Source organism: Zhihengliuella sp. ISTPL4 (genome assembly GCF_002848265.1).
Classification (GTDB): domain Bacteria; phylum Actinomycetota; class Actinomycetes; order Actinomycetales; family Microbacteriaceae; genus Microbacterium.
The window spans coordinates 346,693-365,207 of the sequence record NZ_CP025422.1; the positions used below are offsets into that span (position 1 = coordinate 346,693).

Here is an 18,515-nt window from a genome sequence, read left to right on the forward strand (position 1 = left end):
CGATCGAAGGGACCACCATGACCGACACCGTCACCGTCTATCGCAACGCCGTCGTCTTCGACGGGCTCGCGGATGCTCCGGTGCAGTCCGCGTTCGCCGTGCGCGGCGAACGCATCCTCGCCGTCGGCACGGAGGCGCAGGTGCACTCCGCGGCCGGTGAGGGTGCCGCGGTCGTGGACCTCGGCGGGGCGTTCGTGATGCCCGGTGTCATCGAGGCGCACGCGCACCTGGCGATGTTCGGCCACGCGCAGGGCAAGGTGCAACTGCGTGACTGCACCTCCGTGGCACAGATCCAGCAGCGGCTGCTCGAGGCGCGGGCAGCGAACCCGGACGCGACGATCATCGAGGGTGTCAGCTGGTTGTTCGACGCTCTGCCTGACGGCGTCACCCAGCCGACCGCGGCGATGATCGACGAGGTGATCGACGACATCCCGGTCTTCCTCGATGCGAACGACCTGCACAGCACCTGGGTGAACACCGCCGCGCTGCGCGCGGCCGGCATCGACCGCGATACCGCCGACCCGATCGGCGGCCAGGTCGTGCGGGACGAGGACGGAGAGGCGACCGGGTTCCTGCTCGAGACCGCGGCCATGGATCTGCTGGCGGACTATCTCGACGGCATCCGGACCGAGGAGGAGGTCGACGGCCACCTCGAGCTCGCCTTCAGTGCGTACCTGGCGGCCGGCGTGACCGGTGCCGCCGACATGGGGATGACAGAGCAGTCGATCGCGGCGCTGCGGCGTCGGCTCGACCGCGACGGTCGGCTGCCGTTCCCGGTCACCGCACACTGGTGGCTGAGCTCCACCGGCGACCCGGCCGCCGATCTCGCGCAGGTCGAGCGTGCGGTGCAGCTGCGCGACGAACTCGCAGCCACGGGCACGCCGTGGCTGAAGGTCGTCGGGGTGAAGTTCATCCTCGACGGCGTGATCGACGCGTGCACCGCCGCGATGGTGCGTCCGTATGCCGACGGCTCGAACGCCGACCCGATCTGGAGCCGCGAGGCCGCGACGCCGGTCGCGATCGCCGCCGACCGCGCCGGGCTGCAGCTCGCGATGCACGCGATCGGAGACGCGGCGAGCGCACTGGCCGTCGACCTCGTCGAGGCCTGTGACCGGGCGAACGGCACCGGCATCGGCCGCCGCCCGCGCATCGAGCACCTGGAGTCGGTCGCGCCCGAGACGGTCGCGCGCATGCGCGCGCACGGCATCGCGGCCTCCATGCAGCCGGTGCACTGCGACCCCGCCATCCTGGACAACTGGATGGCGATGCTCGGCGATCAGCGCGCTGAGGACGGCTTCCCGTGGAACTGGTTCCGCGACATCGACGTTCCCGTCGCGCTGGGTACCGACGCCCCCACCGCACCCCACGAGGCTCTGCACAACCTGTTCATCGCGATGACCGGGCGATCCTCGATCGACCGCGCACTGCCGCCGTACCACCCCGAGCGTGCGTTCACCGCCGCGCAGGCACTCGCTGCGGCGACGTCCGGCGCGGCCCACGTCGGCCGGATCGACGACGCCTACGGCCGGATCGCGCCCGGCTTCTTCGCGAACGTCGCCGTGCTGGACATCGACCCGCTGTCCGCGCCGACCGACGACCTGCTCACCGGAGCCGTGCTGCTCACCCTCGTACACGGCGAGGTCGCCTACCGGCGACCATGAGCTCCCGCTCCTGAATCCCGAACGCCCCCTGCACTGACGCGGGAGGGTGCCCGTCCTGGAAGGACCGTCATGTCCGACACATCCGCCATCCCCGCTCCTGGTGCCGTCGCGCCCGGATCCGAGTCCGATTTCGTCGACTCCGCGAGCACCCCCGAGACCCGGGGCATCGAACTCATCGACGACGCCCAACGGCACGGGAGAGCGCGCGATCTGTTCTTCGTCTGGAGCGCTCCGGGCGTCAGCGTGCTGAACATCACGGTCGGCGCCTCGATGACGCTCGTGCTCGGCCTGGAGATCTGGCAGGCGCTGCTCGTGATCCTGGCATCGAGCGCGCTCGCTCTGCTGCCCGGTATCGTCGCCATCTCCGGACCGGCAGCCGGCACCTCCGGCTCCGTGGTCCAGCGAGCGATCTACGGCATCCACGGCAACAAGATCGTCATCGCGTTCTACGGCTGGTTCATCTCGGGCGTCTTCCTCGCGCTGAACTGGGTGGCGGCGTCGTTCATCGGCGGCGAACTGCTCGTGCGGTGGGGCTTCCCCGATCCGATCGCGGCATCGATCCTGGTGGCGGTCGTGGTCTCGACGATCACCGTGATCGTCGCCGTGTACGGTCACGCCCTCATTCTGAAGGCCTACCTGGCGATCTCGATCGGGCTGTTCGTGATCTTCGCGCTCGTCATCGGCTTCATCGCCCCGGCGCTGGATTGGGGGTTCGCGCAGCCCGAGCCGCTCAGCGGGCTGCCGCTGTGGGTGAGCGTCACGATCGCGTTCGCGCTGATGGCATCGTCGCCGCTGTCGTTCAGCAACAGCGCCGACATGGCCCGTTATCTGCCACGCGACACCAAAGCGTCCGGCATCATCGGTGCGACCGCGCTGGGACAGCTCTTCCCCGCGGTGCTCATCACCGCGTTCGGCGTCGTGCTGGGCGGTTCCATCGGGCCGGACAGCCTCGCGAACGGCATCGAGTACTCCCTGCTCGAGAAGCTGCCGGCCTGGCTCGCCCCGCTGTTCGTGCTCGGCGTCCTGGTGAACTGCATCTCGCTCAACGGCATGACGACCTACACGGCGAGCATGGCCCTGCAGTCGATCGGCGTGCCGATCCGCCGCATCCCCTCCGCGATCCTCATCGGTGCGCTCGGCTGCGCGTTCACGATCGTGCTCGTCGTCGCATCCGACCTGATCAGCGCCGTCAACCTGATGCTGCAGTTCCTTCTGATCATCTCCGTGCCCACGATGGGTGTCTACGTCGCCGACATCGTCCTGCGCCGCAACCGCTACTCCGGGACCGACCTGTTCGACGAACGGCCCGGCGGCAGGTTCTGGTACACCGGCGGCTTCGGCATCCCGGGTCTCGTCTCCGTGGTCGCCGGCGGCTTCGCCACCGCAATGTTCCTGTCGACGACGGTGTGGACCGGCCCGCTCGGCGCGGCGCTGGGCGGGCTCGACCTCTCGGTCCCGGTCGGACTCCTGGTCTCGATGGGCCTGTATGCCGTCCTTGCAGGACGGGCGGTGCGCAGGCAGATCGGCGGCTGAGCCCGGCGGCCTCCACGGTTGCTCTCTTCGGGCTCGGGCGTCAAGGGGGTGCGGCGCCACCGTCCCGCGTCCTACCGTTCCCCCATGGCTATCGAACTGAATCGACCGGCGCTGAAGCTCGCGCGCTCCCTCGTCCGCGACGGCAAGGTCGTGCGGGATGAACGTGACGACTGGTCCGAGGCGGCGCCCAGCGCAGAAGACGAGAACCGCTTCATCGACGAGCACGGGTGGACGGAGTTCGCCCACTGGCACCTGGGCATCGACAAGAGCGAGAACCCCGAGACGAAGAAGGCGTACAGCTTTCCCTTCGGCGACTTCCAGAAGGTGCGTCGCTCCGGAGTGATCTCGGGGGAGAGCCGCGCCGGGCAGTACGACCACACGGAGATCAGGGACGAGCTGCGGAAGCTCCTCGAGCTCATCGACTCCGAGGATTGATGCCGCTCGTCCGTATGCTCGTCCCAAGGCTGTTTCGATGACGACGGGGTGGGGCATGGTCGACGACACCGGCAGGGACGACGCGGACGCGAGCGACGAGACGGAGGACGACCTCCCGTACTACACACCGCCGTTCGGCAGGGAAGAGGTCCCGGGGTTCCTCGATCGGCTCGTCGCGCACCTGCTCGCCGGGGAGACGCGCGAGGCGTTCACGTTCGAGGGGGTCGAGGTCGAGGAGTCGCAGGGCGTCTGGCTGCTCCCGCTCGGCGGCTACGACCCGGACGCCGACGAATCCCTGCAGCCGAACCCGCCCGCCGACCTCGTGGTCCCCGAGGGCGGATTCGCCGCCTACGCGGAGGAGTGGACGGAGGGCGTGCGCCGGACGCTGCGCGAAGCGTGGGGTGCGCCGATGGTGCGCAAGCCCTCGCTCGTCGGCGAGAACCAGGACCCGGAGGGCATCCTCGACGTGGTCCTCGTCTCGGTCGGAATCCCGGAGGCGGAGATGTGGGACCGCGGCGATCTGTACTGCGTGCTCGTCACGAACTGGGACGCCGAACCGCGGCAGAGCATGCTGCGCCAGGCGATGGTCGTGCTGCCGCGGGAGTACGCCGTCGGCAGCCTCAGCGCGCTCCTGCCCGAGGAGGACATGCACAACGACCTCCTCATGAACGGCGAGCATCCGCTCGAGCTCCGACGTCGCGCCTGGCTGCTGAGCACACTGTTCGGGCGCCGGGGAGGTGCGGCTGCGCGACGTCGACGTCCCGGCCTCCCGCTTCAGCCTGCAGTCGCGCAGCGGGGTGACGACGGTCTGGACGTTCACGGACGACGGCCGCATCCTCGTCCTCATCCAGGACCCGACGTCGACGTTCGCGGACGAAGCGCCGGCGCAGTTCCTCGCCGAGGTGGTGCAGCAGCACGGTGGCGATGCGGCGGATGCCGCGGATCCGTCCGAACGGGAGGCGGACCTGGCGGAGGCGTGGCTGATCCTGGCCGCGCGCATGCTCGACAGGGTGCCGGACGACCTCCGTGCCCTCATCGCCGCCCGTGGCGAGGACGCCCGCGGCGCGGTCGCGGAGCACGACCTGGAGTTCCGCATGCTCGGTGACGAACCCGTGCCGGTCATCACCGGCGCGGTGTGGTTCGACGGGGAGCACTGGTGCGTCTCGCCCTCGCTCATGGAGATCGGTCGCCGCAACGACTTCGGCATGGACGACTTCGGCTTCGGCGCTGCGGTGCGTCAGCCCTACCGACTCGGTGGCGCGCTCACCGTCGACGAGATGTCCCGGGAAGGGGACGAACGACGTACCTGGTTCGAGCGGGTCTTCGCCGCGTGCCCGTATCCGGAGCAGGACCGTCCGTCCGACACGGATCGCCTCGGCTACGCGGTACCGACGAGCGGTGACCATCACGACCTCGTGGCGGACATCGAGCGCGTCACGAGAGCATGGTGGGAGCGCTCGCCGGAGGACGTCGACTGGGCGGATCGGACGTTCGAGATCGGCGGACGGGGGCTCCGTGACGACCACGGCCGCGCGCTCCGCGTCGTGCTCGCCTCGGGGGAACGCTGGACTGTGGACGCGCTCCAGGCCTGGGCGGACGACCTCATCGGCGTCATGAGCGAACGGTGGGGGACGGCGGGGGAGGTCCATGCCCGCAACGAGAAGACCGGAATCGATTGCCGCAGCCCGCTCACCCGCGTCATGCGCGCCACCGGTCTGCTCACCGCGCCGCTCTGGTGGGTGAACGGCCACGCGGTGGCTGTCGTGGCCGGAACACCCGACCCCTCGTACGGCGACGACCCCGAGGTGATCATCGTCATCGCGCGTCCGGACGCCGTACTCGACCTCGCGCGGGGGAGCAGCCCCTGGGAGCTCCGCATCCGTGCCCGGATCATCTCCGACGTCTCTGCGCTCGTGGGCCGCACCCCCGCCTCCGGGCCGCTCTCGTGGAACGGCCCGCCGCTCGCGGGCTCCTCCCTCGTCCCCGATGCGATGCGCGGGGGCTTGCGCACCGGCGACCACTTCTGGACGTGGCACTTCACCCACGACGGGCGCGGCCTCCTCCTGTCCCATCCGACGGGTCCCGCAGCCTCGCGGCCCGAGCCCTCCTTCGAGGAACAGATCTCCCTGTTCGGCGGGGTGCCCGACGACCTGCTGTCGCTCGTGGTGGACCGCGACCCGGGTGGGTTCTTCCCGGTCGTGCATCGCGGGCCTTCGGCTCCCGGTCCCGCCGAGACCGACGACCTCCTCGCAGGCGCGACGACCCTGCCGGTGGTGCAGGCGGTGTTCTGGCGGGACGACGTCGACTGGCGCGTCTCCGACGGGATGCTGCAGCGGGTCCGCTCCGCGCTCGACCCGGACGACGTGGACACGACGAACCCCTTGGAGATGATCTACGCCGAGGCCCTCGGGGTGCCGCAGCTCCAGTGGGCGCTGCGGGTGGGGGAGCGCATGGGGCCGCCGACCCTGCTGGATGCGCCCTACGCGAGCTTCGTCTTCGATCGGGTGCCGGAGCGGGAGGAGATCGAGCACGTCTACGCGGGCCTCGGGGTGTTCCCCGATCTCGCGCTCACCGGCACGCTCAACGATCTCCTCGATGTCGTCGTCGATGCTCCGGGATACCGGTTCCTCGTCGATGCCGCGCTCAGCAACCCGCACCCGCAGCGCCGCCGCGAACTCGCGCTCTGGCTCTTGGAGCAGCGCCTCGACGCCTCGTCAGCCCTGTCATTCTTGGGTCCGGTCAACGTCCTCTTCGCCAACCCCACGCTGAGCGCGGAGGACGAGGCGGTGCTGCGACGCCTGCTCGAGAAGGGTGCGATCCCGGGCCCCACACCCGTCGCGACCCTCCCGGACGGCCATCCGTTCGTGCAGCTGCTGAACCGCGACATCGAGGAGAGCGCGCTGGCACCGCTGGTGCGGACCTTCCTCGTGCACGGCGACGTCGATCCCGCGACGCCCGTCCTTCCCGACGGTCGCAGCTTGCTGGACTTCGCATCCGGCCCCTTCCCGCACGGACGGTCACGGGACGCGCTCGCGTCGGCGATCCGAGAGCTCGCCGCGGGCGGCGCCGTGGACAGCGAGCCGGAGCCGGAGCGATGACGGAAGCCGCAGCAGGAGCCCGTGCGGATGACGCCGAGCCCTACGCCTGCGCCCTCCGAACCGTCCTCGACCCGGAAAGCGAGCGCGTCGCCGCCGCGCTGGGAGAGCTGCACCGGGCCGCCGTCGAGGCGGCGAACGGCGTGGAAGCGATCCTCATCGACGTCTTCGTCGACCAGGACGGTGAGGGTCCGTTCGACGTCTGGGCGCGATTCGAGGGCGCCGACGCCTTCGAACTGGACCGACGTCTCGACGAGCAGCGTCATCTCTTCGGGGTCGAGTGGACCGCGGACGGCTGGGAGCCCGCGGTGCCCTCGCGCCCGCGTGGGTGGACGCGGGATCGCCTGGAGGAAGCCGTCCTCGTCGTCGTCGCCGAGTGGATCGAAGGCCTCCTCCCCGCAGACGCGAGGGACGGCCTCTTCTGGGTCGGCGCTCCGGACCTCGGCTACGCCTGATCCCTTCGTGATCTCCGCTCCCGCCACCGGAACGTAGCTGCTCGGCGAGGACTCCTCAAGCCCCTCGGCGTCTCCGGCTCCGGCCGGGAGACTGGGGAGAGTCCGATCGAAGGAGGAGACATGGAATCGACACCCGACGACGTCGGCGGCCAGCCGCTGCGCGACGGCGACGCGACGACCGAGGCCGACCCCAGCAACGATCCCGCGCAGGCGGAATGGGAGCGCACGGAAGCCCTTGACGACGGCGCGACGCCGGAGGAGCTCGACGCGACCACCGCGACGGGCCGTGATCCCGACGAGATCCCCGACCCCGACGACCAGGTGCCGGCGGCGGATCTGCCGGGGTCCGCCCCGCAGCCCGAGAGCCAGGGGGAGGACCCGGTGCTCGCCGATCTCGGCGAAGAAGGTCAGGGCGACCTGGGACCGGGGGACATCTGATGGCCATCACGTCGATCGTCACCCGGTCCAAGAACGGGCAATGGGTCAACGAGGTGGACGGCGCGCCGGAGCTCTCCCGCAGCTACACCAGCCGCGACGAGGCGATCGAGGAGGGCGAAGCCCTCGCCTCCGAGCACGGTGTCCGCCATGAGGTCGAAGACAGCGAGCCGACGGGTACGATCACCGACGGCGGCGACCCGGACGACGTCTGAGAGGCGTCACGGTCGTTCACCGCAGGATGACCAGTTCTCGGGTCGCGCGGGTCATGGCCACGTAGCGGTCCACCGCTCCCGTGCGCCCGGAGCCGAAGGCCTCCGGGCGCACGAGGACCACGAGATCGAACTCCAGCCCCTTCGCCCCTTCCGGCGTCAGCGCCCGGACACGGGTACGGGAACTCACGGCCACATCGCCGATGACCGCGGCGACCCCGTCGGGGTGCGCCGCGAGCCACGCGTCCAGCACCTCGTCGCACTCGGCCCGCGCGCCGTAGCGGACCGGGATGCCGGTCTCCCGCACGGAGGTCGGAACGTTGGCGTCCGGGAGCGCCTCGCGGATCGCCGTCTCGGCCACCGCCATCACCTCGGCGGGTGTGCGGTAGTTCACCCGCAGCGAGGAGACCCGTACCTTCCGCAGGCCGAGGCGTTCGAGGCGCGCGGCCCACGACTCGGTGAACTCCTTCCGTGCCTGGGTCCGGTCGCCCACGACCGTGAAGCTGCGCGAGGGGCACCGCGCGATCAGCATCCGCCACTGCGCATCGGTGAGCTCCTGCGCCTCGTCGACCACGATGTGACCGAAGGGGCCGCCGAGCTCGTCCGGCGGCAGCGCGGGAGGGACGTCCGCTCCGGCGAGCACGTTCCTGGCATCCTGACCCCGCAGGATCGACATCACCTTCATCTCGCTGTCATCGCTCGCGACGAGATGGTCGACCACCGCCGCCATCTGCTCCTGTGCCGCCGCGGCGGCACCCTGTCGGCGGTGCTGCTCGCGCACGACCTCGGGATCGCCGATCCGGCGACGGGCGGCATCGAGCAGCGGGAGGTCGGCGTCCGTCCACGGCGCCCCCTCCGGACGGTGCAGGAGGGTGAGCTCCTCGGCTGGGAGGTCAGGCACGCACCGCGCCAGGAGCGTCGGCGACGCCCACAGAGTGGCGACCACGGCGTCCGGGGCCAGGAGCGGCCACGCGCGGACGAACGTTCCCGTGAGTTCGTCGTCCTGCCGCAGCCACCGGCGGATGACGGATTCAGGGACCTCGTCGTCGCTGATCTGATCGACGAGCAACTCCAGGATCTCCTCCCACACCTCGTCCCGCGCCTCGTTGTGCGGAGCGTTCGGATCCGCCGCGGCGAACAGCTCCGCCCAGTCTTCCCGACTCAGCCAGAGATCCGCCCACGGCGACTCGATGCGCGACGCGTGTCCCGGCGGTCGTGTCAGCACGGTCACCGCAGCCGCGATCACCGCCTCGGGGTCCAGTCGCTCCTTCACCGCGGCGACCCGCGGGTCGGTCTCGGCGACCGCTGCTGCCCCCTCCGGCACGAGATCGCGCAGCGTGCACGACCGCACCGTGTCCTCGCCGAGACTCGGCAGCACGTCCTCGACGTAGCCGAGGTACTGCGGGGTCGGGCCTACGAGGAGCATCCCGCCGGCTCCGTTCGTCAGGCGGGGCTCGGCGTACAGGAGGTGTGCCGCCCGGTGCAGCGCGACCACCGTCTTCCCGGTGCCGGGGCCGCCGTCCACGACGAGAGCGCCGGGGGAGGGGGCTCGGACGATCGCGTCCTGATCCGCCTGGATCGTTGCGAGCACGTCGCGCATCCGCCCGGTGCGGTGGGCGTCCAGGCTCGCGAGGAACGCGGACTGATCGTCGAGGGAGGCCGCACCGTCGAGTCCCTCCGGCGACAGGGCCTCGTCCCAGTAGTCCGTGATGCGGCCGCCGTGCCACCGATACCGTCGCCGGGAGACGAGGCCCCGAGGGTCCTCCCAGGTCGCCGCGAAGTACGGTTCCGCGGCCGGAGCCCGCCAGTCGACGAGCAGCCGCGCGCCGTCCGCATCCGCGACCCCGGCGCGACCGATGTACACCGGGGGCCCGTCCGCGGGGGTCATCCGACCGAGGCACATATCGATGCCGAACCGCTCGCGGAGGCGCAGGGTCGCGCTGAGCCGTCGGATCTCCAGGTCACGGTCGACTGCCGTCACGCCCGCGTCCGCGGTCTGTCGACGGATCAGGGAGAGACGGGAGGACAGGGACTCCCGTTCCCTGGTCAGGGCGGCGTCGAGCCGTCGGAGGTGTTCGCGGTCGGCGGCGATGAGGTCATCCGCGGATTTCGCCGCGCGTTCGTCGGAAAGGTGAAAGGGGTCGAGCAGCAACGAGGGTCTCCTTCGCGAGGCGCGTGCGAGGACACGCGAGCCGTCGATTCTGCCTGGTCAGGGGGCCCTTGCGGCAAGCCCCCACCCCGGCGATATCCTGGAAATGCAGGGAGACGGGGGACCCACCATGACCCATCGGATCGGCTACCTCATCGGCAGCCTCGCATCGGACTCGATCAACCGCATCCTCGCGAAGGCACTCGTCCGCCTCGCCCCACCGAGCCTCGAGCTCGTGGAGATCCCGATCCGCGACCTTCCGCTCTACAACCGCGACGACGAACTCGAACCCGTCGCCGCGGTCACCGTGTTCAAGAGCGCCGTGGAGAACGCAGAGGGTCTGCTCCTCGTCTCGCCGGAGTACAACCGCTCCATCCCCGGCGCGCTGAAGAACGCCATCGACTGGGGTTCGCGGCCGTGGGGGCACAACTCCTTCGCGCGGAAGCCCACCGGCATCATCGGTGCCTCGACCGGGGCGATCGGCACCGCCGTCATGCAGTCGTCGATGCGGAGCGTGCTGAGCTTCCTCAACGCGCCCCAGCTGAACGCCCCGGAGGCCTACACCACGTTCCGCCCCGAGGTGTTCGGCGTCGCCGGCGAGGTGCACGACGCCGACACCGAGAAGTTCCTGGCGCATTACATGGAGGAGTACGCGGCCTTCGTCGAGCGGGTGCTGTCGCTCACCGCGCCGGGTCACGTCGGTGATCGGTAGCCGGCGCTCGCCGCGTCACGCCGACGCGGACACCAGCGCGCTCAGGGCAAGCGCGTCGTGGGGCGCGTGTCCGCGGGCATCGTTGTCGAAGTACACGTAGACGTCGCGCGGTCTCGCGTCGCCGGCCCCTGTGCCGTCGGCCCACCCGCGGATGAGCGTCGCCCACTCGCGCAGCTCGGCGTCGGTGTAGCCGCTGTGGTAGAGCATCTGCGCGCCGTGGAGACGGATGTAGACGAAGTCGGTCGTGAGAGCGTCGAAGCGCGGCCATTTCCCCGCCGTGTCGGCGATGACGAGGGAGGTGCCGTGCTCCTGCAGGAGATGCAGGCTCGCGGGATCGGCGAACGAGTCCGAACGCGGTTCGAGGGCGTACCGAAGCGGCCGGTCGGCGTCGATCTCCAGCCAGGCCCTGTCCTTCAGGCGCTCGTCATGACGACGAGCGAGCGCGAGGGCCTCCGCCGTCGTCCGGGGGAGCGTGTCGAGGAACGACCCCAGGAGTTCGGCGTCGAAGTCTTGCCGCTCGGGGAGCTGCCAGAGGATCGGGCCGAGGCGGGGGCCGAGGGCGAGGACCCCCGAGGCGAAGAAGTTCGCCAGCGCCTGCTCGACGTTCCGCAGCCGCAGCATGTGACTGACGTAGCGCGAGCCCTTGACCGCGAACACGAAGTCCTCAGGAACGCTCGCCGCCCACCGCCGGTAGCTGTCGGGCCGTTGCAGGGAGTAGAACGATCCGTTGAGCTCCACCGTGGGGAACAGCGAACCGATGTGCTCGAGCTCTCGGCGCTGCGGCAGGCCGCGCGGATAGAAGTCGCCGCGCCACCGGGCGTACCGCCACCCGGAGACGCCGATGCGGACCCGGCCCGGACCGCCCGCCCGGCTCATGGCAGCCTCCGGCGGGTCAAGCCCCTTGCCGCTCGCTTCCGAGCTCGGCAGGCTGGAGACATCCACACCGAAGGAGGAGAAGCCATGTCCCTCAATGACCATCCGATCGACGATGTGAAGCCCGAAGCCGACCTGCGGGAGCAGGAGCGTCTTGCGTCGGAGGCGCCGGAGGACCCCGAAGCTCCGGCCCCGTCGGCGCCGGAGCCGCATCCCATCGAAGCGGATCCCGCGGACGCCGCGGAGCAGCGCATCGAGGTGCCGTTGGACGAGGACGACCTCGACGGCGACGAGGGCTGAGGTCCGATGCCGGCGTGCGCGCCGGGTCGGCGTCGGTGGCGGCGGAGGGGCGTCATGACGCTCGACCGTAGTCCGATGGGCGCGTGCCTCCGCCGGGGTTGACGCTCGGCAGGACGGCGGCTAGCCGCGGGGTATGCCCTCTCGACGGGACCGCCCCAACCCGGTGCTGCCGAGAGGGCTCACCGTCCTACCCGGACGGTTGGGGAGGCGGCGAAGTCTCGCTGTCTCTACGGCTGATCCCCCAGAGATTCAGCCGGTAGCCCCCGCTACGAGAGCAGAATATCCCTTAATCTCCTTGTCCGCCATTTGGGGGACAAAGATTTCTTCGAGAATTCTGCGCGGCTCCCGGCTCTGTCGCCGATACGGGCCGTTCCGTAGGGTGGGGGCATGGACAGGATGCTCGTCTTCGCTGGTCAGGTCGCACTCCCGGTCGGGCACCGGGTCGAGGTCTCCGAACTCGTCGACCCGCAGACGGAGGAGCCCGTCATCCTCTCCCTGCTCGATCTCGACACCGGCATCCGCTACCGTCGCGCCGAGGAGCCGCGGGCCGAGGTGACGCACTGGATCGGTCGCATCCTCGACTGCACGGTGGCGGTGGGCGTGGCGCCACGCACGTCGCTGCTCATCGACCCCATCGGGCCGTCGGCCAGCGGCGCCGGCATCGCTCTGCGCGGCGCGGATGCGGCGGTCAACGCGGCCAAGGCCGAGGCGGACCGGTGGGGTGGGTCGGACCGGCCGCCGCCGGAGGAGCCCGAACGCTTCTGGTGACCGGGTGCGCCGGGGCACGCGGGGTCATCGGAGTCATCGGAAGTCCCGCGAGCGGTGCATCACCCCGGTGCGGAGGTCTTCGAAGGCGTCGGCGAGCACGTTGACGACCCCCTCCGGGGAGCGTTCGAGGATGCCGCGGATGATGAGCGCCGGGGACTCCCTGGCGATACGACCGAACCGTCCCCACACGCCCGTCGAGCAGATCACGTTCACCAGCCCGCTCTCGTCTTCGAGGTTGACGAACGTGACACCGGCGGCGGTGGCGGGTCGTTGTCGATGGGTCACGAGCCCGGCGACTTCGACGCGCCGCCCGGTCTCGTGTCGTTGCAGGTCCGCGGCCGTCAGGACGCCGCGAGCCCGGAGGTCGTCGCGGAAGTGCGTCATCGGGTGGTCGTCGGTCGAGATGCCCGTGGCCCAGAGGTCGGCGGAGAGCCGCTCGTAGCTGGTCTGATCGGCGAACAGCGGCGGCTGCACCGCCACCGTGGTCCCCGGGAGGAACCGGGCGCGGTCCTCCGCGGCGGCGCCGGCGAGCCAGATGGCCTCCCGGCGCTCCAACCCGAGGCACGCGAAGGCTCCGGCGGTGGCCAGCGCCTCCAGCTGCGCGGCCGTGGCATCGGTGCGACGCACGAGGTCGTGCAGATCGCGGTAGGGGCCGTGGGCCTCCCGTTCGGCGACGATGCGTTCCGCCATCGGCACCCCGATCCCACGGATGCCGCTGAGCCCCAGGCGCACCGCGAATCGTCCGTCCCGGCGGTGCGCCGCGGACTCGTCCGGCGCGGTCCGGTCGAACCGATGCACGGGGGGCTGCGGATCGGCCAGGCAGTCGTCCCTTCCGGTCGCGCCTGCGGCGTCCGGCGAGAGAGGTTCGAGGGTCTCGGTGGCGCCGGAGAGGTGAAGATCCGGGCGGCGGACCTCCACGCCGTGCCGACGGGCATCCGCCGTGAGCGTCGCGGGGGAGTAGAAGCCCATGGGCTGCGATCGCAGCAGGCCCGCGAGGAAGGCGGCCGGGTAGTGCAGCTTCAACCACGAGCTCGCGTACACGAGCAGGGCGAAGGACAGCGAATGGGACTCGGCGAAGCCGAAGTTCGAGAACGCCTGGATCTGCGCGTAGATCCGGTCGGCCGCCTCGTCGACGAGCCCGCGGCGGGCCATCCCCGCGTACAGCTTGTCCCTGACCTTCTCGATCTTCTCCAGACCTCGCTTCGACCCCATCGCGCGGCGTAGCAGGTCGGCCTCATCGGCCGTGCAGTCGCCGACGGCCGTGGCCATCTGGATGAGCTGCTCCTGGAAGATGGGGATGCCCAGCGTCCGGGCGAGGATGTCCTCGAGGTCGCTGTGCGGATACGGGATGGGGAATTCCTCTGGTGCTTCGCCCCTGGCCTGCCGCTCCCGGTTCGCCTCGTCCACCCTGTCCTTCGCCATCTTCCGCCGGACGAACGGGTGCACGGCGCCGCCCTGGATGGGCCCGGGGCGGATGAGGGCGATCTGGATGGCGAGATCGTAGAAGCGTCGCGGCTGCAGCCGGGGGAGCAGCCCGATCTGGGCGCGGGACTCCACCTGGAAGACACCGATCGAGTCGGCCCGGCAGAGCATGTCGTAGACGCCGGCCTCCTCCTTCGGCAGGGTCTCCAGCGTCCACTCCTCGCCCGTCGCCTCCCGGACCAGGTCGAAGCAGTGCTGCAACGCCGCGAGCATGCCCAGGCCGAGCAGATCGAACTTCACCAGCCCCATGAAGGCGGCGTCGTCCTTGTCCCACTGGATGACGGTGCGATCCTCCATGCGGGCGTGCTCGACGGGCACCACCTCACCGACCGGCCGGGCGGTGAGCACCATGCCGCCCGAGTGGATCCCCAGGTGTCGCGGAGCCTTCAGCAGCTCACCGGCATAGTCGAGCACGGTGTCGGGGATGTCGTGTCCCTCGACGGGTTCGAGCCCGGATCCCCAGCCGTCCACCTGCCGCGACCAGGAGTCCTGCTGCCCCGCGGAGTGCCCCAGAGCTCTGGCCATGTCGCGGACCGCGTTCTTCGGCCGGTACTGGATGACGTTCGCCACCTGGGCCGCCCGCTCCCTGCCGTACTCCCGATAGACCCACTGGATGATCTCCTCCCGTCGCCGGGAGTCGAAGTCCACGTCGATGTCCGGCTCCTCCGTGCGGGTGGTGGCGAGGAAGCGCTCGAAGGGGAGGCGGTAGAGGATCGGGTCGACCGCGGTGATGCCCAGCAGATAGCAGACCGCGCTCGCCGCCGCGGAACCCCGGCCCTGGCAGAGGATGCCGCGGCGCCGGGCTTCCGCCACGATGCCGTGCACGATGAGGAAGTACCCGGGGAAGTCCTTCTCCTCGATCACGTCGAGCTCGCGGGCGATGCGCCGACGGCCGTCCGCGTCCAGCCGCGGATACTTCGACGGGACCGCCTCCCAGACCAGGTGCCGGAGCCAGCTCATCGGGGTGTGTCCCGTCGGCACGTCCTGGCGGGGGAGGGCCGGGCGCGCCATCCTCAGTGGGAAGGCCGAGGCCGTGGCCAGCTCCAGGCCGTGCGAGATCGCACCGGGGTACCGCCGGAAGCGCGCCGTCATCTCCGCCCCGCTGCGCAGGTGCGCGCCGCCATGGGCCGGCAGCCAGCCGTCGAGCTCGTCCATGCTCCGGACCGCGCGGACCGCGGCCACCGCCTCGGCGAGAGGGGCCTGATCCGGGCGGGCGTAGTGCACGTTGTTGGTCGCCACGACGGGCAGCCGCATCCGGCGGGCGAGGTCGGCGAGGGTGTCGTTACGCCGGGTGTCCAGCGGATCGCCGTGGTCGAAGAGCTCGACGGCGACGTTGTCGCGCCCGAAGAGGTCGACGAGGTGGCGCAGCGGTGCGGCGGCGTCTCCGGCCTCCAACCCTTGGCGTACCGCCCCTTTGCGGCAGCCCGTGAGGATCGTCCAGTGCCCGTCGGCGGCCGCGGCCAGTTCGTCGAGGTCGTAGATCGGGCGCCCCTTCTCCCCGCCGCGGAGCTGGGCCGCGGTGATCGCTCCCGACAGGCGGTGGTACCCCTCGAGGCCCCGGGCGAGCACGAGCAGATGCGTGCCCGGCGGATCGGCGGCGCCCTGCGGAGCGGAGGGGAGGTCGAGGGAGAGCTCGGCGCCGTAGACGGTCTGCAGCCGCAGCTCCATGAGCTCCGCCAGCTCGGCGAAGCGCGCGGCGCCGTAGAACCCGTCGTGGTCGGTGAGGGCGAGCGCGGTCAGGCCGAGACGCTCGGCCTCCGCGAGCAGATCCTCAGGAGAGGACGCCCCGTCGAGGAAGGAGTAGGATGAGTGCGCGTGCAGCTCGGCATAGGGCACCGCCTCCTCCGGCCGCTCCGGGAGGGCCGGAGGGACGAGCTTCCGTGGGCGGCTCACCGGCCCGGGGTCTGGTCGGAGCCCTGGCGGGGCGGAGGCGGGGACCGGGTCTCCGCTGAGGGTGCGTTCGAGCTGATCCCAGGTCAACGGCGGGTTGTGCCAGCCCATCAGCGGTACCTCCCCTCGGCCCACCAGCGCTCGCCGGCCAGGAAGACCAGCCAGGCCCGATCGCGGTCGTCGACGATCTGGAGCCGGTGTCCTCGTTTGCCGCCGCCCGCGCTCCAGCGCCGCTCGTGCACGGGCCACGGGCCCGCCCAGGCCTGCACGGTGGCACCGTCGATGCGGGCGGGGTCGTGCGTGAGGACGCCCCGCTCGTCGACCTCGATCGTGCTCCCGTCCGCGGCGACGACGCCGATCGGGCGCGGCGGCCGGAACACCTCGGAGGGCAGGGGGTCGGGGAGGCTGCCCGGCCAGGGGGACCGCGGATCACGAGGCGGCACCGCGCGCTCGCCCCATGGCGTGAGCACCTGACGGTCCGCGAGCCAGCGCCCTCCGGAGAGGGTGGCGGTGACGACCCCCTGATGTCCCAGCATCGTCTGCACCCGCGAGACCGCGTGATGCAGGCGCTCATCGGTGCCAGAGCCGAAGAGTCCCGGCTGGTGGTGTGCCGCGTCGTCCACCGCGACGGGAAGGAGACGGGCGGCCACGATGCCCCCGAATGCCCGCGCCTCGTCGACGGGTTCCCGCGCGGTCAGGGCGGCCAGAGCCTCCAGCTGCCAGCGCACGCGGTCCACGAGGTCGGCGGCGTCGAAGCTCGTCGGGTGCAGCCAGGTGCGGGAGTGGACGGCGCCGTCGTCGTCGGTCAAGTCGATCCGCACCTCGGTGCACACCAGCGAGGCGTCCGCCAGCGCGAGCATCACGGCATCGGCGGTCTGCCGCACGGCGAAGGCCACCTGGTCGGCGCCGCCGAGAGGGGACTCGAACTCGATGGTCCTGGCCAGTTCCGGGTCGGGCGGACGAGGGGCCAGCGGGCGGGAGTCGGCACCGGCGGCGAGGGCCTGCAGACGGGCACCGTGCTCGCCGAAGCGATCGCGGACGTCGAGAGGGGCGAGCGCGGTGAACTCGCCGAGGGTCCGCACGCCGAGCCGGAGGAGGAGATCGCTGATCTGTTCGTCGCGGAGCACCTGCACGGGATAGGGAGCCAGGAACTCACGGGAGGCCCCGGGCGGGACGACGGTACAGGACGCGGTGCCGCGGGCCGCGATCTCGGCGGTGAAGGGGCCATCCGCGACGCCGACCCGCACCTCGGGGAAGCCGGCCGCGGCGAGGACCGCGGACAGCGCCGCCGCCGCCTCGGCCTCTCCGCCGTGATAGCGGGCGATGCCGCGGGCGCGCAGGATCGCGAGGCCAGGACGCAGCAGGGTGACCCCTGGCGCATGCTTCTCGATGAGCTGCAGCACCGGGACGAAGGCGCGCTCGTCTTTCTCGGCGTCGTGGGGGAGGACCTGCAGCGAGGAGAGGAGGCCCTGGGCGACGCGGCGGCGCTGACCGCTGCGGACGCCGTGCGCCCGCGCCGATGCGGTGCAGGCGACCACCGTGTTCGCCTGCACCAGGGCTGTCGGCGGATGCGGGCCCCCGCCCAGCACCGCTCGCAGCGGCCAGTCGGGGAACCAGAGCACGAGCACGCGGAGAGGGGCGTTCATCCCGCCTCCGCCCAGAAGAGGAGGTCGGAAGGCGCGCTCGCCGTGGAGTCGATCGACGGCGGGGCGAGCGACGGCAGGGCGGTCAGCTCTGCGGCCGCGGTCTCCACGGCTCCGTGTCCGCCGGGCAGCCGCACGCGTACGCTCGAGGCGCGAGGGCTGTGCCTGGTCCGGGCCGTGACCGTCACCGTGCACTCCGAGAGCAGCCCCCACCCCTCGCCGAGCCCATGCCAATCAGGGTCGTGCAGACGGATGGTGCCCTCGCTCTGCGCCCAGCGTCCCGCGCCCGGCTCCTCCGCCACGAGCAGCGTGGATCCGCGGTCGCGCAGGCGGGCGCTCAGCCGGGAGACGTCGGCGTCGCGGGCCCTCGTCGTCGGCTGCACCACGATCAGGGGCACCACCTCCGCCAGGGCTGACGTGGCCGCGAGCCAGCGGTCTCCCGGATCGGGGACGAGGATCAGCCGGCTCAGATCGATGCCGTAAGCCGCGGCGGCCTCGACCCCGAGGGTGGGCATGCCGATCACCGCGCACCAGTGCCCGCGACCGGAGGCCGCGCTGAGCAAGGCGAGCGCGAGGGCGGGCGAGGGGGAGACGGTGTACGAGGTGCCTGTCTGCAGTCCTTCCTCCGGCAGCAGTGCGGCGAAGGCGGGGTCGAGCGGGAGGAGCGTGTGCTCGCTGCGACGGCGCTGCATCCGGCTGATCTCGCGGCGCAGTCGCAGCACCTCTCCGGCGCGGGTGTCGCTGGTCGGAGAGAGCGCGGTCATCGCATCGAGCCCGATCCCCATGTATCCATCCTCGAAGATATGTACGAATAAAGCAAGTGACGCGACTGACGCTAGTTCGTACATCGGACATCGGTGCGGCGCATTGTC

At 71.2% G+C, this 18,515-nt stretch carries 15 protein-coding genes; 10 read left to right on the forward strand and 5 right to left on the reverse strand.

From position 1 onward, the window contains the following. Positions 1-17 precede the first annotated feature (17 nt). The 7 genes from CYL12_RS01675 to CYL12_RS01710 all read left to right on the forward strand — a co-directional run bounded on the left by CYL12_RS01675 (position 18) and on the right by CYL12_RS01710 (position 7,829). Positions 18-1,661 (forward strand): amidohydrolase, encoded by a 1,644-nt coding sequence (locus CYL12_RS01675; RefSeq protein WP_101844940.1) that lies wholly within the window; start codon positions 18-20, stop codon positions 1,659-1,661. A 69-nt stretch (positions 1,662-1,730) separates the two neighbouring features. Continuing rightward, positions 1,731-3,194: a purine-cytosine permease family protein gene (locus tag CYL12_RS01680; protein ID WP_101844943.1), complete on the forward strand. Its 1,464-nt coding sequence runs from the start codon at positions 1,731-1,733 to the stop codon at positions 3,192-3,194. 84 nt (positions 3,195-3,278) lie between these two features. Continuing rightward, positions 3,279-3,629 (forward strand): hypothetical protein, encoded by a 351-nt coding sequence (locus CYL12_RS01685; protein WP_101844946.1) that lies wholly within the window; start codon positions 3,279-3,281, stop codon positions 3,627-3,629. A 797-nt stretch (positions 3,630-4,426) separates the two neighbouring features. After that, positions 4,427-6,727, forward strand: a complete 2,301-nt coding sequence (locus tag CYL12_RS01695; protein WP_158297063.1) for a hypothetical protein — start codon at positions 4,427-4,429, stop codon at positions 6,725-6,727. Beyond that, on the forward strand, positions 6,724-7,179 hold the full coding sequence (locus CYL12_RS01700; protein WP_101844953.1) for a DUF6389 family protein: 456 nt from the start codon (positions 6,724-6,726) through the stop codon (positions 7,177-7,179). Before CYL12_RS01695 ends, CYL12_RS01700 begins: the two co-directional genes overlap by 4 nt. A 120-nt stretch (positions 7,180-7,299) precedes the next feature. Further along, positions 7,300-7,617 (forward strand): sugar ABC transporter ATPase, encoded by a 318-nt coding sequence (locus tag CYL12_RS01705; protein WP_101844954.1) that lies wholly within the window; start codon positions 7,300-7,302, stop codon positions 7,615-7,617. Continuing rightward, the gene (locus CYL12_RS01710; protein ID WP_101844955.1) at positions 7,617-7,829 is read left to right on the forward strand and encodes a DUF2188 domain-containing protein; all 213 of its coding nucleotides are present in this window, start codon (positions 7,617-7,619) and stop codon (positions 7,827-7,829) included. Before CYL12_RS01705 ends, CYL12_RS01710 begins: the two co-directional genes overlap by 1 nt. A 16-nt stretch (positions 7,830-7,845) precedes the next feature. On the opposite strand, the gene helR is transcribed toward CYL12_RS01710, so the two are convergent. Further along, positions 7,846-9,978: an RNA polymerase recycling motor ATPase HelR gene (gene helR / locus CYL12_RS01715; RefSeq protein WP_101844957.1), complete on the reverse strand. Its 2,133-nt coding sequence runs from the start codon at positions 9,976-9,978 to the stop codon at positions 7,846-7,848. 127 nt (positions 9,979-10,105) lie between these two features. On the opposite strand from helR, the gene CYL12_RS01720 reads away from it, so the two are divergent. Continuing rightward, on the forward strand, positions 10,106-10,687 hold the full coding sequence (locus CYL12_RS01720; protein ID WP_101844960.1) for an NADPH-dependent FMN reductase: 582 nt from the start codon (positions 10,106-10,108) through the stop codon (positions 10,685-10,687). A 15-nt stretch (positions 10,688-10,702) separates the two neighbouring features. Here the strand turns inward: CYL12_RS01720 and CYL12_RS01725 are convergent, their stop codons facing one another. Next, positions 10,703-11,563: a DUF72 domain-containing protein gene (locus CYL12_RS01725; protein WP_101844963.1), complete on the reverse strand. Its 861-nt coding sequence runs from the start codon at positions 11,561-11,563 to the stop codon at positions 10,703-10,705. Positions 11,564-11,647: 84 nt separating this feature from the next. Between CYL12_RS01725 and CYL12_RS01730 the strand changes: the two genes are divergently transcribed. Both CYL12_RS01730 and CYL12_RS01735 read left to right on the forward strand, forming a co-directional pair. Next, on the forward strand, positions 11,648-11,860 hold the full coding sequence (locus tag CYL12_RS01730) for a hypothetical protein (protein WP_101844965.1): 213 nt from the start codon (positions 11,648-11,650) through the stop codon (positions 11,858-11,860). Positions 11,861-12,247: 387 nt separating this feature from the next. Then, positions 12,248-12,628, forward strand: a complete 381-nt coding sequence (locus CYL12_RS01735) for a hypothetical protein (protein WP_101844968.1) — start codon at positions 12,248-12,250, stop codon at positions 12,626-12,628. Positions 12,629-12,661: 33 nt separating this feature from the next. Here CYL12_RS01735 and CYL12_RS01740 read toward each other — a convergent pair whose 3' ends face one another. The 3 genes from CYL12_RS01740 to CYL12_RS01750 are packed head-to-tail and all read right to left on the reverse strand — an operon-like array spanning position 12,662 to position 18,428. Beyond that, complete coding sequence (locus CYL12_RS01740) at positions 12,662-16,111, reverse strand: error-prone DNA polymerase (RefSeq protein ID WP_101844970.1); 3,450 nt, start codon at positions 16,109-16,111, stop codon at positions 12,662-12,664. Further along, positions 16,111-17,646, reverse strand: coding sequence for a Y-family DNA polymerase (locus CYL12_RS01745; protein ID WP_101844972.1), 1,536 nt, complete (start codon positions 17,644-17,646; stop codon positions 16,111-16,113). The genes CYL12_RS01740 and CYL12_RS01745 overlap by 1 nt, the downstream gene beginning before the upstream one ends. Beyond that, positions 17,643-18,428, reverse strand: a complete 786-nt coding sequence (locus CYL12_RS01750) for a hypothetical protein (RefSeq protein WP_101844974.1) — start codon at positions 18,426-18,428, stop codon at positions 17,643-17,645. The genes CYL12_RS01745 and CYL12_RS01750 overlap by 4 nt, the downstream gene beginning before the upstream one ends. Positions 18,429-18,515: the final 87 nt, after the last annotated feature.

Excerpts from the sequence above, each read along its gene's own strand:
- CYL12_RS01685 (WP_101844946.1), top strand. The coding sequence starts at position 3,279 with ATGGCTATCGAACTGAATCGACCGGCGCTGAAGCTCGCGCGCTCCCTC.
- CYL12_RS01750 (WP_101844974.1), bottom strand. The coding sequence starts at position 18,428 with ATGGGGATCGGGCTCGATGCGATGACCGCGCTCTCTCCGACCAGCGAC.
- CYL12_RS01735 (WP_101844968.1), top strand. The coding sequence starts at position 12,248 with ATGGACAGGATGCTCGTCTTCGCTGGTCAGGTCGCACTCCCGGTCGGG.
- CYL12_RS01700 (WP_101844953.1), top strand. The coding sequence starts at position 6,724 with ATGACGGAAGCCGCAGCAGGAGCCCGTGCGGATGACGCCGAGCCCTAC.
- CYL12_RS01680 (WP_101844943.1), top strand. The coding sequence starts at position 1,731 with ATGTCCGACACATCCGCCATCCCCGCTCCTGGTGCCGTCGCGCCCGGA.
- CYL12_RS01705 (WP_101844954.1), top strand. The coding sequence starts at position 7,300 with ATGGAATCGACACCCGACGACGTCGGCGGCCAGCCGCTGCGCGACGGC.
- CYL12_RS01730 (WP_101844965.1), top strand. The coding sequence starts at position 11,648 with ATGTCCCTCAATGACCATCCGATCGACGATGTGAAGCCCGAAGCCGAC.
- CYL12_RS01720 (WP_101844960.1), top strand. The coding sequence starts at position 10,106 with ATGACCCATCGGATCGGCTACCTCATCGGCAGCCTCGCATCGGACTCG.
- CYL12_RS01745 (WP_101844972.1), bottom strand. The coding sequence starts at position 17,646 with ATGAACGCCCCTCTCCGCGTGCTCGTGCTCTGGTTCCCCGACTGGCCG.
- CYL12_RS01740 (WP_101844970.1), bottom strand. The coding sequence starts at position 16,111 with ATGGGCTGGCACAACCCGCCGTTGACCTGGGATCAGCTCGAACGCACC.
- CYL12_RS01725 (WP_101844963.1), bottom strand. The coding sequence starts at position 11,563 with ATGAGCCGGGCGGGCGGTCCGGGCCGGGTCCGCATCGGCGTCTCCGGG.
- CYL12_RS01675 (WP_101844940.1), top strand. The coding sequence starts at position 18 with ATGACCGACACCGTCACCGTCTATCGCAACGCCGTCGTCTTCGACGGG.
- CYL12_RS01710 (WP_101844955.1), top strand. The coding sequence starts at position 7,617 with ATGGCCATCACGTCGATCGTCACCCGGTCCAAGAACGGGCAATGGGTC.